6 protein-coding genes are annotated in these 15927 nt (G+C 69.1%); all 6 read right to left on the reverse strand.

The window, feature by feature from the left end:
- Positions 1–61: 61 nt before the first annotated feature.
- Positions 62–3436, reverse strand: coding sequence for an arabinosyltransferase domain-containing protein (locus ACSUZC_RS01255; protein WP_439031136.1), 3375 nt, complete (start codon positions 3434–3436; stop codon positions 62–64).
- Entirely contained in the window at positions 3429–6812 is a 3384-nt protein-coding gene (locus ACSUZC_RS01260; protein WP_439031137.1) for an arabinosyltransferase domain-containing protein, read from the reverse strand. Before ACSUZC_RS01260 ends, ACSUZC_RS01255 begins: the two co-directional genes overlap by 8 nt.
- 92 nt (positions 6813–6904) lie before the next feature.
- The gene (locus ACSUZC_RS01265) at positions 6905–8113 is read right to left on the reverse strand and encodes a DICT sensory domain-containing protein (RefSeq protein ID WP_439031138.1); all 1209 of its coding nucleotides are present in this window, start codon (positions 8111–8113) and stop codon (positions 6905–6907) included.
- 338 nt (positions 8114–8451) lie between these two features.
- Positions 8452–8991 carry a Dps family protein gene (locus ACSUZC_RS01270; RefSeq protein WP_004018737.1) on the reverse strand — a complete coding sequence of 180 codons (540 nt, stop codon included), beginning with the start codon at positions 8989–8991 and terminating at the stop codon, positions 8452–8454.
- Positions 8992–9169: 178 nt separating this feature from the next.
- Positions 9170–12523 carry an arabinosyltransferase domain-containing protein gene (locus ACSUZC_RS01275; RefSeq protein WP_439031139.1) on the reverse strand — a complete coding sequence of 1118 codons (3354 nt, stop codon included), beginning with the start codon at positions 12521–12523 and terminating at the stop codon, positions 9170–9172.
- Positions 12516–15881, reverse strand: coding sequence for an arabinosyltransferase domain-containing protein (locus ACSUZC_RS01280; protein ID WP_439031140.1), 3366 nt, complete (start codon positions 15879–15881; stop codon positions 12516–12518). Before ACSUZC_RS01280 ends, ACSUZC_RS01275 begins: the two co-directional genes overlap by 8 nt.
- Between the last annotated feature and the right edge of the window lie 46 nt (positions 15882–15927).

The raw sequence follows: 15927 nt of genomic DNA on the forward strand, positions 1-15927 counted from the left end.
CTCGAATCGGGGGTTCGTCTGTCCATCCGTGGTGGGTGTGGTTCGCCCTGAGTGGGCGCCCCTAGTTCTTCACCGCCCGCATGGGTCCGGGGGTCCACAGCCCGTTGTGGGTGTCGGTGGTGATCGTCAGCTCGGCGTCGGTCTGCGGCAGGATCGGGGTGAGACCCTGGAGCATGCCCCAGTCCTTGGCCCAGTCGTTGCGTAGATACGACGGGTAGACGCGCGGTCGCAGTTCGTTCTCGATGATCCCGAGCGGACCCCCGGAGTCGCCGGCCATCCAGCGCTGCGAATTCACGCGCTCTCCTTCACGGTCGGGGGAGATCCGCCACTCCGGCGTCTCGAGCACCCCGTACTTGACCTGGGCGGGCCGCTGACACGGGAAGGCCAGTCCGGCCTCCCAGTCGATGAGGACCGGATCCTCGCTGCCCACGAGCGAATTCAGGGTCACCATCGACGTCACCCGTGGCGGGGTCAGCGCGAGCCACTGGTCACTCTGCGTCGAGGTGTCCTCGGCGAGCACGCGCACGACGGTCGCGCCGGGCGGCGCCTGGTCCAGCGGGAATCGCAGGTTGCGCCACTCCGGTGCGCCGCCGATGTCCAACGGCATCATCTGCCCGGCGGGCGTCACCGCGCCGTCGGGTGCGACACGTCCGAACTGCAGGCGCACGCGCTGACCGGGCCGCACGACGGCCAGGTCGTCGATGTACTCGACCTGACCGGCCACCGACATCGTCACCAGTGGCTGCGCGTCGGTCCGGTTCGCGGGCAGCTGATACCAGTCGGAGGTGAGACGTCCGGTGCCGGTGGGCGAGTTGTATGTACCGAGTACGGGCGTCTTGCTCGGGGCCAGGCCGAACGGCAGCTTCACCGTCGAACCGTTGACGCCCGCCTGCGACGTCTGTCCGCCGCTGGTGTCGCTCGACCCGGTGGCGGTGTCGGCATCCGCGCTGCTGTCGTCGTCGGTCGGATCGGTCTGCGTGCGGTCGACTTCCGCGGTCGAGGTGCCCGTCGACGAGTCCTCCGACTCCTCCTCGGTCTCTTCGGACAGATCCGAGGCGACCCCGTTGGGGTCGAACCCGACCATCCCCATGCCGGCGAGGGCCGATCCGGGTGACAGATTGTCCTGGCCGGCAACACGTGCGGGCGCCAGGAGCCCTGTGGTGGGGTCGCTCTCCACCAGTACGGCGTCGGCCAGGGCGCACGGTTGTCCCTGCAGTGCGTTCACGTTGGAGCTCAGCCACGACCACGAGTTGCGTTGCGTCCAGTCCGCTTTCGCGAACGACACGAGCGTGAACAGCAACATGATGGTGGATACGACGATGATCGACGGGCTGCGAAGCCGGGCGAACACCGAACGCGGCGCACCCGCGCGGACCGCGTCGTCGACGTAGTCGTCACGGAAGTGCTGCCACAGACCCAGGATCGTCAGGGCCACCGCCACGGCCAGGATGCCCGTCCACAGCGGGATTCCCTTCACATCGGGAACGGCGTCACGCCAGGGGATTCCGTAGCTGCCGACGTACCACCACTGGTTGCGTCCGGAGAACGCCAGGGCCAGAACGTATGCACATGCGGCGGCGAACAGCGTCCGATTGCGCCTGCGTCGCATGATCGTCCGGTCGGCGCACGCGGTGGCGACCGCGGCGAGCGCACCGCCGATGGCGGCGTAGACACCGAGCTGGTGGGTCCACTTGGTCGGCAGGAAGGCCATCAGGACCACGGAACCGGCGACCATGGCGACGAGTCGCCAGGTCGGTCCGGTGGCGATTCCGGGCAGTCGGCGCCGGTTGAGCAACATGACCACGACCAGGATGAAGCACGTGAACACGATGAGAATCCCGAAGCGACGGGCGATGCCGCCGTCAGCGGTCGGGTTCATCAGCATGTAGTAGCGCATCGGTTCTTCCCACCACTGGTTGGTGGGGCCGACCTGCCCGTTCACCGACACCGCCTCGAGGATCGGCGCGAGCGGTTGGTCGGCGAAGATCTCGAACATCACCGCGAGCCCGGCGGCCAGGATCGGCAGGAGCAGTGGCCAGAGGCCATCACGCCTGCGGCGCACCGCCAACCGCTTGATCAGGGGCCGGATACCGGCGACGAGGGCGATCGCCGCGATCACGCCGGTGGGGTGGATGGTCAGGGTGAACGCGGCCGAGATGATGCCCACGGTCAGCGGGAAGAAGCGGCCCGTGGCGATCGCCCGTTCGACGCACACCCAGGTGAACAGCGCGCCGAGCGCGATGAGGGGTTCGACGCGTAGCCCGTTGTTGTAGGGCATCCACGCGGCGAGGAAGACCAGCGCGGCAGCCCACATCGCCGGAGTCGACTCGCGTACCGCCCGTCCGAGACGCGGGATGGCCGCCCGGCTGATCAGCCACCACGACGCCAACGCGAACATGAAGGGCAGCAGACGCAACCACGGTGTGGCGGTGCTGATCTCCATCCACGCCGACAGGTAGTGGTAGTGCCAGCCGAACGGGTCCTGCGGGACACCGAAATAGCGGTAGTAGTTGTCGAGATAGCCTGCCTCGGAAGCTATTCGGCCGACGGTCACCTGGTAACCGTCGTCGGCCGTGTTGCCGCCGACGAACAGCCAGATCAGTAGTACCAGCGCGACGACGCCGTCGACCGGACGCACGCGCCACCAACCGGCGGGGAAGATCTTGTGATGACCGCGCGCGTCGCGGGCGTCGAGCACCGCGAGCGCGATGAGCGACAGCAGGGTCGAGGCCACACCGAGGACCAGCAGCCAGAACTTGAGAGTGGTGGGCGTGGAGACGAATCGGGTGTCGATGGTCGACCGGAACGACAGTCCTTCGGTGCTGACGTTCGCCGGCAGACCCGAGTACACACCGATGATCTGCGGACGCGCGTTGGGGTCCTTCAGGTCGAAGGCGTGCAGGACACCCTCGCCGTCGGGTGCCCCCTGGATCGACCCACGTGTGCCGTCCGTGTCGGCCTCGACGACGATCCGGCAGTCCGGCGAGGCCTGGGCGACGGTACGGGGAGTGTTGAGCAGCACGACGTTTCGTTGCACGACCTGCAACGAATCGGACGTCGCGCGAACGAAGAGGCCGACCTTGCTCGCCTCTGCACCACCTTCGGGCACCGTCGACAGCAGGACACCACCCGACGCCGGCAGTGCGGCGCCGAGCGCGCAGGGGACGCTGACGTCCATCGAGACCGGCACGAACGAGACGTTGGGCGCCGCGACGTTCGCCACCGAACCCTGCTGCGGCCAGGACAGTTCGGCCTTCGTGTAGTCGACCGGCAGGAACGGACTCAGTAGGGCCAGGAGGATGCCCACCGTACCGGCGACCATCGCGATGATGCGCGCTCTGCCGGCGTGGCGTTCGGCGAAACTCTCGGGCGGGACGTCGCCCGCCCGGTCTCGCACGGTGTCACCGCCGTGAACGGCGTCACTGGTGTCAGTCATCTTCGGGCACCACCCTGATCGGGCCGGGTCGGGACCATCCCCACGTGGTCTCGCCTCCGGTCATCACGTCCGCCGGCCGGGCCTGCGGCACCACCGGGTTGAGTCGCTGCAGGTTGCCCCACTCGCGATACCAGTCGTTGTCGAGATATGTGGCCATCGTCGACGGCCGGGTCAGTGCCTCCACCGTCGACAGGAGTCCACCGTCCTCGGCGGCCATCCAGGTCTTGGACTGCGAGTTGGCAATCCACGACTCCGGGAGAATCCGCCAGTCCGGGACGTCGAAGACGCCCGCGTGCGCGGTCATCGGACGCTGGCACGGGAACACCGCGCCCGCGGCGAAGTCGACGAGAACCGGGTCGGTGGAGCCGACGACGTCCTGCAGGGTCTCGAGCACCGGCGCGCGCGGCGGTGTGACGGCGAGCCACTGGTCGGGGTCGAGGTTGTTGTCACGTGCGACGATGCGCATCGTGGTCGCGTCGGCGGGCACGCGATCCATCGGGATGCGGAGGTTGCGCCACGGGCGATTCGTGCGCTCGGCGTCGATCGGGATGGCCGGTGCCCCGACCTGCACGAACTCCGGTTTTCCTGCGGCGCCCCGGGTTTCGCGCCCGAACTGGACTTCGAGGGACTGCCCGAAGATCGGGACCCCGTCCCGGTCGAGACTGAACACGGCGCCTGCGGCGGTGATGACGATCAGCGGCGACGAGTCGCGCGCCGGCAGGCGGTACCACCCGGTCGTGAGAGTCGCCTGACCGGTGGAGGTCTCGTTGCTGCCCAGCACCGGGGTCGTGGCCGGGTCCAGACCGAAGGGGAGCGCGGCGGTGCTGCCGTTGACACCGCGTGGCCCGGTACCGCCGGTCGTGCCGGGATTGGAGCCGTACACGATGAAGGTCTTCGACAGGTCCGCCGAGGTGTTCATCGCGCCCGGCTTCTGAGCGCCGGCCTGCGGTGTCAGATCGGGTTTCACGCCCTGAGGGGTGAAGCCGGCGGACTCTCCCTCGAGCGTGTCCGACGCCGATCTGCCGTCCGTGGGCGTGAGCATCCCTTGATTCGGATCTGGTTCGACGAGAACGGCATCCGCCATCGCGCAGGTGTTTCCGCGCACCGCGTCGACATTGGCCGAGAGCATCGTGAAGGTGTCGGTACGGCCGGCCGCCGCTTTGGCGAAGACCGCGAGTTCGCACACGACGATGAGGACGGCGATCATCGCGATCGGCGCGGAGGCGACGCCGATCCGCCACCCGGCCGGTGCCTTGCCCCGGTCGTGCGCGAGGCCGGTCTCGTCGACGAAGTCCATACGCAGGTGCTGCCAGATCGCGAACACGAGGGCGACGACCGCGAGCGCGAGGAGAACGGTCGACACCTGCAGACCGGCGACCACCGGTGCCTTGTCGAACCACGCGATGCCGAAGTTGTAGGGCCACGGCCACGCGTTCTTGCCGGCGGCCGCGGCTGCGCACGCCACCAGCAGACCGGCGACGAGGATCGACAGGTTGCGCAGCGTCCGTCGCGCGGCCTGCCCGATCGCCACGCACGCCACGGCCGCCAGCGCCGCACCGAGTCCCGCGAAGATGCCGAACTGGATCGTCCACTTGGTCGGCGTGAACGACAGCAACAGGATCGTCAGCAGCGAGGCCCCGAGCACCCGCCACACCGCGCCGGGGTCGAGCCCGTCGATTCGTTTGCGCCGCAACATGATGGCCAGGACCACGAACATCGAGACGGCGAACAGCAGCACCGGGATACGTCGCGCCAGTGCGCCATCGGTGGTGTTGACCGCGAGGAAGTAGTACCGGAGCAGCTCCTGGTACCACGCGAGTGTGGGGCCGACGGAGTATCGGACCCGGAGCGCTTCGAACACCGTGGCCAGGGTCTGATCGCGGAAGACGATGATCACCACCAGGGCCAGGCCCGCGGTCAGAGGTGCGAGCAGGGGCAGCACCCCGTCCTCGGTGCGGCGCCGGATCAGGATGCGCATCATCGGCCGGGCGCCGGCGATCAGCAGCGCGACCGCGACGATGCCGTGGGGTGCGAGCGCCAGGGTGAGCGCGGCGGTGAACGCGGCGAGCACCGCCGGGAGCATCCGCCGGGTCGACACCGTGACCTCCACCGCCCACCAGGTCAGCAGCGTTCCGAGGACGATGATGCCTTCGCTGCGCAGACCCGAGGCCATCGGCAGCCAGAACGCGAGGAAGACCGCGGCGGCGGTGAGCATCGCCCACTGCGACCGCCGCAGCGCGCCGCCCAGACGCGGCAACAACACCCGGCTCAGGATGAACCAGGCGGCCAGGCCCGCGAGCAGCGACGGCAGCCGCATCCACAGACCGGTCGTCGAGATCGACGACCAGTAGGCGAGGAAGCTGTAATACCAGTCGAACGGCGCCTCGGGGATGCCGTAGAAGCGGTAGTAGTTCGCGAGATACCCGGCGTCTGCGGCATTGCGACCCATGTTGAGGATGTAGCCGTCGTCGGGTGAGCCCGCGCCGAGGAACTGCCAGACCACGAGAGTCAGTGTGACGCCGATGTCGGTGGGCCCGGGGCGCAACACCGTGCGCCACCGAAGGCCACGGCCGACTCGGCGGTGATAGCCGTGGATGCGGTCCAGCCGGCCGACCGCCACGAGCGCGACGATCGCCGCGATGACGCCGACGATCATCACGATCCATTTGAGCGCGGTGGGCGAGGAGTCGAACCGGTCGTCGATCTCAATCCGGACATCGAGGCCGGGAGCCGAACGCACCTGGTCTGCCGTCAAGTCGGTGAAGACACCCGCGATCTGCGGATTCGACGCCGGTTCGGCGCGGCCGACATCGCTGCCGCCTGCTGTGGCCGGCCCCGGGGCCAGGCCGGTGAACTGTGCGCCGGTGACCGCCGCGTCGGAGAAGATGCGCAACTCGGTACAACCGGTGATCGCCTCACGCGGAGCCGAGGCGAGGGTCTTGTTGCGGTTGTTGACGGTGACGCCCGCGGCGTCGGCGACGACGAACAGGCCGGTGTCGCGCGCTTTCGATGCCGCCGCGGGCATCGTGGACAGGACGACGGTGGTCGCGTCGTCGGGCGTGGAGGCCAGTACTCGGCACGGGATGGAGATCGCGACGTCGCGTGCGGTCTGCGCGACCAGCGGGGCCGTGACCGACGCCGATCCGTCGGTCGTCGGCTGAGGCCACGTGATCGCTGCCGTGGACGTGCTGACCGGGAGGAACGGGGTCAGAATCCCGGCCGCGACGGCGACGAGACCGGCGACCGTGGCCACAAGGGCGACGCTGCGGGAGCGGGGTCCGCCGGACGTGCGGTGCGCAGCGGCTTCGGCGGTGGTGTCGGCGTTGCCAGCGGACACTTCAGGCGACTTCGGCACAGGCGCATCGTAGTCAGGCATGCTGTGACAAACCCAAATCCCCTGACCGGATCTCGTAGCGGCGATGCGCGTCGACGCCCATCGGCTCTACGGAACGCCGCGCGCGAGCGGGATCAGGCGAATCGCATCAGGATCGAGTGCACCGCCTGGGTGACGGTCATGCGGTCGTAGGTCTGCACGAACTCGAAGGTGCGCTCGAGGTCGGGGCCTGCATCGTGCTGGTCCCGAGCGGAGAGCAGGGCTGCGAAGTGCGGGCCGAGCACCGCCACGTTCCATTCGTTGATGAGGTCGTCGGACTCGTCGAGCGGGGCCCGGTGCACGTTGCCGTCGCGCACGTCGGGCAGACCGACGCCATACACCCCGGCCAGGCCGGTCTTGTCCGACATCTCGCGCCAGCGGGTGGCCGTCCGGTCGGTGAAGTGCTCCGCGAACTGGAAGGTACCGAGGACGATGGCGGCGCCACCGATCGCGGCCTGCTCCTCGAGGGCCTTGCTCATCTCGATGAGGAGGCGCTTGTTGCCCAGTCGGGGAGAGATCGAGGTGGAGGCGATCCGGTAGGGCGTCGACTTGTCGGGGCCGGGGGTGGTCCAGACCGGCATGTCCGGCAGGGGGACGACGGTGCGACTGGCCAGCACCGCCGGATCGGTCACGGCCGGGTAGAGATCGCCGATGCCGAATGCGGCGCCCATCGTCTGGGCCGTGATTCGGCGGGCCTCGTCGTCGACGCCCTCGGCGATCACGACGGCGTGGCTGCGCTCGGTGTGCGCGGCCAGGGCGTGTGCGAGGTGGGCGGCGTCGATGCCGGTGTGCGGCGCGAGGAGCTCGGAACCGGTGATGATGATGTCGGGTTCGACGAGGGAGAGCAGTGTCGCCGCGTGTTCGCTGCGGACGAGGCCGTCGACGCAGATGATCTTCCCGGCCGCGCGGGCCCGGGCGACTCGTGCCAGGGTGCGTTGCGGGCTGCGCTCGACGGCATCGGGGAGGATCACCATCACGTGACGTTCCAGCGTGCGGGCGGTCTCGTCGTCCAGGTTGTCGATGAGGTCGAGGTCGAGCGAGACCAGAAGCGGCAGGATCTTGGCGAGCGACTGCGCGCGCGGCGACGTGGCCATCTGGCGCTTGCGTTCGTCAAGCACCGGATGTTCTTCGACGAGCCGGGCTGCGCGTTTGAGCGCTGCCGCAGTGGCGAGCCGGGTTCCGGCGGGTCCGCGGAGCTGCAGTTCGACGGCGGCGAGAGCGCCGTCGGACAGCCGGCAGACCGGCGCGAACTGCATGTGGAGCTCCAGATCGTCGAACAGGGTGAATGATCGCGCCTCGGACACACGTGCCTCCCCGTCGGGAGCAGAAGCCCCGATCGATCTGATGGACGCGCTTGCTTCACATCCTGCTCACACGGCATTACGCCTGTGGCCAGCGTAACAAACGGGGTGTCCGGACATGGGGCAGCAGCCGCTGGTCCCTGAGGTACCTAGCGGCTCAACGCTATTCAGCTGTGTCCTTGCACGAAGGTCGAGTCAGGCGGCGGGGATGCCTCCGCGGATGGTAGGGGCGGGGGGAGAGTTACCGCGGCCGCGACCAAGGGGGGCGGGAGGTCGCGACCGCGGTTCCGGGGCGGGTCCGGGGGTGTGGTGACCCGCTACTCGGTTCTGTGGGTGCCGAGTCAGCGTGCGGCGTCGGCGGCTTCCTTCTCGCCGCTGGCACCTGCGTGGGTCAGCTCACCGGTGTAGCTCTCGAGATGAGCACGGACGAACCACTGGAACTTCTCCAGCTCGGCGGTCTGGCCGATGAGGATGTCCTCGGTGATGGGGTCGATGTCGCCGATCTTCGAGATCCCGTCGCGATGCGAGGTGATGAAACCGTCGTAGACCAGGTCGAGAGCGCCCAGATGCGCCTGTGCGGTGTCGCGTCCGATGGAGTAGTCACTCCACGAGCGGTCCTGCTCGATGGCCTTGGCGGTGCCCTTCGGGGATGCCCCGAGTGTGGCGATGCGCTCGGCGATGGTGTCGGCGTATCCGCGGACGAGCTCGACCTGGGGGTCGATCATCTCGTGGACGCCGATGAAGTTCGCGCCGACGACGTTCCAGTGGATGTGCTTGAGGGTGAGGTGCAGGTCGTTCAGCGCGCTGAGACGCTCCTGCAGGATGCCGGCGACCTCGTCGGCGGCTTCATTGCTGAGTCCTGGTGCGGTGAATTTCGGCATACTTCGACGCTAGGCCCGCCGCACCGGGGTGACGAGGACTCGCGGGCATGAGTGACGGAACCGAGACGGCAGGTCACAGTGCGGTAACGAACGGGCGCGCGGGTGTTTGCCACGCCGACCCGCGGGAAGCAGTAACCGCAGGTCGGCGAGGGTGCGCCCATGCCCACCCGATCGTTGCTCAGTAGCCGCTCGAGCGCATCGGAGCGGGGTCGTAGAGCCCTGGGCGCCGCGCTGTTCCGAGGTCGAGCTCGGCCGGTGGTGCCGGGATGATCTCGGTGAAGCGCTGCAGCCCGCCCCAGTCTCGGCCCCAGTTGTTACGCAGGTACGTCGGCAGCAATGTGGGACGCAGCATGGCCTCGGTGATGCCGAGCGGACCACCGGCGGTCCCCGACATCCACGTCTGGCTGTTCTTCCGGGTCGCCTCGGCGTCGGGCATGATCCGCCACTGTGGCACCTCGAGGACGCCGTTGCGGACCTTCATCGGCTGTTGGCACGGGAAGACCATGCCGGGCAGCCAGTCGATGAAGACCGGATCGGTCCGACCGACCACCTCGTCGAGTGTGGCCAGCGTGCTCACGCGCGGCGGTGTCACCGCCACCCACTCCGACGGGGCCGCCGCGGTGTCGGCGACCTGCACCCGGACCACGGTCGCCCGGGGTGGTGCGTCGGCGAGCGGGAAACGCAGATTGCGCCACGTCGGGGTCTCCCCGATGTCGATCGGGAACATCTGGCCCACCGGCGTCACGCGACCGTCCGCGCCGGTGCGGCCGAACTGAACGGTGACCTTCTGGCCCGCATGGACGACCCCGATCCCGTCGACGGCTTCCACCGATCCCGCGACCGCCATGGTCAACAGCGGTGCTTCATCGGAGCGTTCGGGCAACTGATACCAGTCCGACGTCAGCGATCCAGTGCCTGACGGAGAGCCGTAGCTGCCCAGCACAGGGGTGACCGCCGGGTCTAGTCCGAACGGCAGACGAACCGTCGATCCGTTGATCCCGCGGGCGCCCTGCCCGCCTTCGGTGCCACCCTGTGCCGACGAACTGTCGCCGGATTCGTCGGAGCCCGCTCCGGTCTGGGCGCTGTTCTGCGCACCGGAGGTACTCGACGACTCGGTGCTCTCGGTCGCGTCGACGGACAGTTTGTCCGGGACGCCGTTGGGTGTGAACCCGGTGTCGTTCGTGCCGGCCAGCGCGGCCGCGAGACCGGGAGCGGGCCTGCCGTCGACGGCGGCGGGCTGCAGGAGCCCGGCTGTGGGATCGGCCTCGACGAGGACGTCGTTGGCCAGGCCGCACGAGTTCCCGGTCAGCGCGCGAGCGTTGGACTTCAACCACGACCACGAATCCCGTTGCTCGTAGGCGCCTTTCGCGAACGAGGCGACCATGAACAACACCATCAGACCCGAGATGACCGGCAGCGGTGAGAACTTCAGCTTCGAGTACCACTTGTCGCTGCCGCGGGTGCGGGTCTGTTCGTCGACGAAGTCGTCGCGGAAGTGGAACCACAGTCCGGCCAGCGCGGTGGCCACGGCGGCGGCGAGGATCAGCCAGGCGATGGTGATGCCGCCCACCGTGGGCGGGCGGTCCCACCAGGGCACTCCGTAGCTGCCGACGAACCACCATCCGTTGGTGCCGGCGAACGAGATGCCCGTGACGGCGAGTACGGCCGCGGCGAAGAAGCTGCGATTGCGCCGGGAACGCAGGATCGCCGGTGCCATCAGGGCCCCGGCCGCGGCGGCGAGACCCGCCGCGATACCGGCGTACACGCCGAAGTGATGGGTCCACTTGGTGGGTGTGAACGCGATGAAGAACATGGTGCCCAAGGTGACCGCGACGAGTCGCCAGATCGGGGCTCGCGCAACGCCGTTCGGGTGCTCGCGCCGTAAGAGGCGGAACAGGACGACGAACAGGCACAGGATCATCGCCAGGACGCCGAAGCGGCGTGCGAGGGTCCCGTCGGCGGTGGGCAGGATCAGGTAGTAGTACCGGATCGGTTCCTGCCACCATTCGAGCGTGGGGCCCACATCGGAGGCGACCTTGTTGCCCGCGATGAGCGGGGCGAGCGGCTGGTCTGCGAAGATCTGGAACAGCACCGCGGTGCCCGCGGCCAGGATCGGCGCCAGCATCGGCAGCAAGCCGTCACGCGAACGCCGTGAGACCAGGGTCTTGACGATCGGACGGATTCCGGCGAGCAGAGCGGCGACCGCCATCAGACCGCCGGGAGCGAGGGCGAGGGTGAAGGCGGCGGTCACGACCGCGATGGCGTAGGGCAGCAGGCGACGGGTGGCGATGGCTCGTTCGACGCAACACCAGGTGAGCAGGGCGCCGACGGCCTCCGCGGGTTCCGGACGCAGACCGTTGTTGAACGGCAGCCAGATCGCGAGGAAGACGAACGCGGCCGACCACACCGCGGGAGTGCTGTGCCGGACCGTCCGACCCAGGCGCGGGATCACCTCGCGGCTGATCAGCCACCAGCCCAGCAGCCCGAGCAGGAATGCCGGCAGCCGCATGAACGGCGCGGCGAGGCTGATCTCGGTCATCGCCGAGATCACCTGGAAGTGCCAGCCGAACGGGTCCTGGGGCACGCCGAAGTAGCGGAAGTAGTTGTCGGCGTAGCCGGCGTCGCCGGTGATCCGTCCGACGATGAAGTTGTAACCGTCGTCGGAGGTGTTGGCGCCGGCGAACCACCAGAACGCGAGGATCGCGAACACCGCGATGTCGGGCGGTCGGATCGTGAACCATCCGGCGGGCAGGAATCGCTTGTGGCTGCGACCGTCCCGGCGATCGAGCACACCGAGAGCGATCAGCGACACGATCGTCATGACGATGCCGAGGACGATGGCGGCCAGCTTGAGAGCGGTCGGGGTGGAGACGTAGCGCGTGTCGATGGTGGCCCGCAGCGTCAGACCGTCGCGCGAGGCGTTCGCGGGGAGGTCGCTGTAGACGCCGACGATCTGCGGGCGCATCTCGTGGTCGGGCAGGGAGAAGCTGTAGGTGCCGCCGGACTCCGCGGTCGGTTCGGGCAGGCCCTCGAAGCGACCGCTGACGCCCTCACCGTCGGCGTGCATGACGATGCGGCACTCCGGGTTCGACTGCACCGCGGCGCGGTCGGCGTTCAGGAGCGCGACGTTGCGATCGGTCAGGGTCACGCTGTCGGCGGTGGCGCGCACGAAAAGCCCGCGGGCCCCGGCGTCCTGACCACCCTCCGGCGTCGTCGACAGCAGGACGCCGCCCTGGGCGGGGAGGCGTGCGGCCAACGAGCAGGGAACCGACATGTCCATGTCGATCGGCACGAACGAGACCAGTGGCGCCGCCACATCGGAGACGCCTGAGCCCTGGGGCCAGCGGAGCTCCGCGGTCGACTGGTCGACGGGAAGCAGCGGGGTGAGGATCGCCAGCAAGAAGCCGAGGAGACCGGTGATCGTCGCGACGACCTTGGGTGCGGGCAGGCGCGACGTGAATCTCGTGTCCGCGGTGGGAACGGCTGCCGCACCGGTGGTCTCGCTCGTGCCGGGGTTGTGGGACTCACTCATCGGATTGGGGCTCCACCCTGATCGAGCCGGTCCGCGACCAGCCCCATTGCGTCGTCTGTGCCGTGTCGATCCGTGCGCCGGGTGCACCTGGCGCCAGCGGGGTCAGCCGTTCCAGCGCCCCCCAGTCCCGGACCCAGTCGTCTTTCAGATACGTCGACACCGCCTGAGCCGACGTCGTCGCCTCCGAGATGCCGAGCAGACCGCCGTCGACGCCGGCCTGCCAGGTCTTGGACTGCGAGTTGGTCAGCGGGTAGTCGCCGAGAATGCGCCACTGCGGCACCTGCGCGACCCCGTGGGAGATGCCGAGCGGCCGCTGGCACGGGAAGTGTGCGGCGACTCCGAAGTCGACGAGCGTGGGCGCCGTCGAGCCGACGACGTCCTGCAGCGTCTGCATCCGCGGTGCCCGCGGCGGGGTGATCCCGATGAACTGCTTGTCGCCGAGGTTGTTGTCCTGCAACGACAGTCGCATCACCGTCGCCCGGGGCGGTGCGGCTGCCATCGGGACGCGCATGTTGCGCCACGGCATGTTGAGGATTACCGGCCCGGGATCGATGGGCGCGACGTCGGGGCCGGCCTGCTCGAAGGAGCCGTCGGGCCCCGGACGTCCGAACTGCACCACCAGCTTCTGCCCGAAGTTGCGCACTCCGAAGGTGTCGACGGTGGACACCGCACCCGCGGTGCTGAAGACGAGCAGCGGCGACGCGGCCCGGTCGGCGGGCAGGTCGTACCAGCCGGTCGTCAGTCGCGCTTCCCCCGGATACCCGTGGCTGCCCAGGACCGGGGTGGTGGCGGGGTCGAGACCGAAGGGCAGCTTGACGTTCGACCCGTTGACGGTCTCCGGGCCGCGGCCCCCGGTGGTTCCGGCGCCGAGTCCGCCGGTGATCGCGAAGGGCCGGGCCATGCTCGCCGAGACGTTCATCTGGCCGGGGCGCTGGCTGCCGGGCTCGGGTTGCAGGTCGTCGGGAATCCCGTTGGGCGAGAACCCCACCGGGTCTTGTCCGCGGAGTGCGTCGCTGATGCTCGCGCCGCCTGCGGGTGTCAGCATGCCCGCATTGGGATCCAGCTCGACGAGGACATCGTCGGCGAGCCCACAGCTGCCGCCACGCAGGGTGTCGAGGTTCTCGGCCAGTGCGGTCGACGCCGGGTAGCGGGTGACGGCGGCCTTGACGAAGAGCAACAGCTCGACCACCACGAGCAGACCGGCGATCACCGCGAGCGGGGACGAGGCGAGGAAGAGCCGGCGGCGGTCGGCCCGGGTCTCGCCGGGGCCGGTGTCGACGTGTGCGAGACCGCGATTGGTCACGTAGTCCAGGCGAAGGTGCTGCCACACCGCGAAGGCGGCGGCGATCACGGCGAGGATGAGGAAGAGGGTCGAGGCCTGGAAGCCGGCGAGCACCGGGGCCCGGTCGAACCACGAGATGCCGTACTCGTAGAGGAACGGCCACGAGTTGTAACCGGCCATGGCGGCGGCCATCGCGAACAGCAGGCCGGACACGAAGACCGTCAGGTTGCGGGCGGAGCGGGCGGCCGACTGGGCGACGGCGATCGTCGCCGCCGCGGTGATCGCCGCGGCCAGACCCGCGAGCACGCCGAACTGGATGGTCCACTTGGTCGGGGTGAACGCGAAGAGCAAGAGGGTGACGCCGACCGCGCCGACGAGACGCCACACGGGTCCCGGGTCGACGCCGCGAATCCGCGTGCGGCGCAGCATGACCGCGACGGTCACGAACAACCCGGCGAGGAGCAGCAACAGTGGGACGCGCCGGGTGAGTGCGCCGTCGTCGGTCACCACGGACATGAAGTAGTAGCGCAGGAACTCCTGGTGCCAGGAGATGACCGGCCCGATCGTGTAGCGCATCTTGATCGCCTCGAGGACCGTCGCGAGGGTCTGGTCGCGGAACACCACGACCAGCACGACCGTCCCGGCGGCGACGATGGGCGCCACGAGTGCCGCCGTCGCCGTCCAGCGCGACCCGCCCAACCGGTCCCGGCGGTCGATGAGGACGTGCAGCAACGAGCGGGCCGCGACCAGCAGGATGGCCACGCCGATCACGCCGTGCGGGGCGAGGGCGAGGGTGAACCCGGCGAGGAGTGCGGCGATCGCGGCCGGGACCAATCGTCGTGTGGCGATGGCATTCTCGGCAGCCCACCAGGTCAGCACCGAGCACAGCACGATGATGCCCTCGCTGCGGAGCCCGCTGCAGAACGGCAGCCAGAACGCGGTGAAGGTCATCGCCGCGGCCCACGTCGCCCAAGAGCTGCGGCGTACGGCCGGACCGAGGCGGGGGAGCAGCACGCGGCTGAGGACGAACCACGACGCCAGTCCGGCGAGGAGCGGCGGGATGTGCATCCACAGGAGCGACGGCGACACCGACGACCACGTCGCGAGGAAGCTGTAGTACCAGTCGAACGGCGCCTCGGGGATGCCGTAGAAGCGGTAGTAGTTGGCCAGGTAGCCGAACCCGTCGGCGGTGCGGCCCATGTTGAGGATGTAACCGTCGTCGGGCGATCCGGCGCCGAGGAAGTTCCAGACGAGCAGGATCGCGGTGACGACGAGGTCGGTGGCCCGCGGTTTGAGGGAGTGCCACCACGCCCGGCCGCGTGCACCGACGCGTCGGTGATACCCGCCCCGATGGTCGAGGACGCCGAGTGCGAGGACGGAGACGATCACCGCGATCACGCCCAGCACCATCACGATGATCTTCGAGATCGACGGCGACGACTCATAGCGGTTGTCGATGCTCACCCGCACCTGCATGCCCGCGGCACCGGCGGCCCTCGCCTGCTCCGGATCGAGGTTGCTGAAGATCCCGTCGACCTGCGGTCGACGATCGGGATCGAGTGTCGTCGGCTCACCGAGGCCCACGAACTGGGCCCCGGGTCCGGTGGGTGCGGAGAAGATGCGCAGTTCACGGCAACGGGTCAGATCGGCGCGCGGTGCGGTGGCGGCGACGGAGTTGCGGAACGTGACGGTGACGGCCGCGTCGGTGGCGGTGACCCACAGGGCCGACGACTTGGACTTCGGTGCATTGGTGGGCATGGTCGCCAGCACGACCCCGGTGGGTGCGGAGGCCAGGGTCGCGCAGGGAATGCGGGCGTCGAGGGTCCGCGGCGTCTGGGCGATGAGCGGGGCCATGACCGACGAGGTGTCGGCCCCGAGGTCCTGTCCCGCGGGCCAGTCGAAGGACGCGTCGACGGCCTTGACCGGAAGCAGCGGAGTGAGTGCGCAGAGCACGATGCCGAGAAGACCGGCCACGACGGCCATCAGTCGCACGGTGCCCGTGGAGATCCCGGTCGAGGCTCCCGACGACGAAGGCCCGGCGGAATCTTCGGCAGAGGTCGGGGCTGTCACAGGCACGGTGCCTCATCGTAAGCGACGGGTGTCGGGCCACCTAGCGCCCACC

It is taken from the genome of Gordonia terrae (genome assembly GCF_051789125.1).
Lineage (GTDB): Bacteria > Actinomycetota > Actinomycetes > Mycobacteriales > Mycobacteriaceae > Gordonia > Gordonia terrae_A.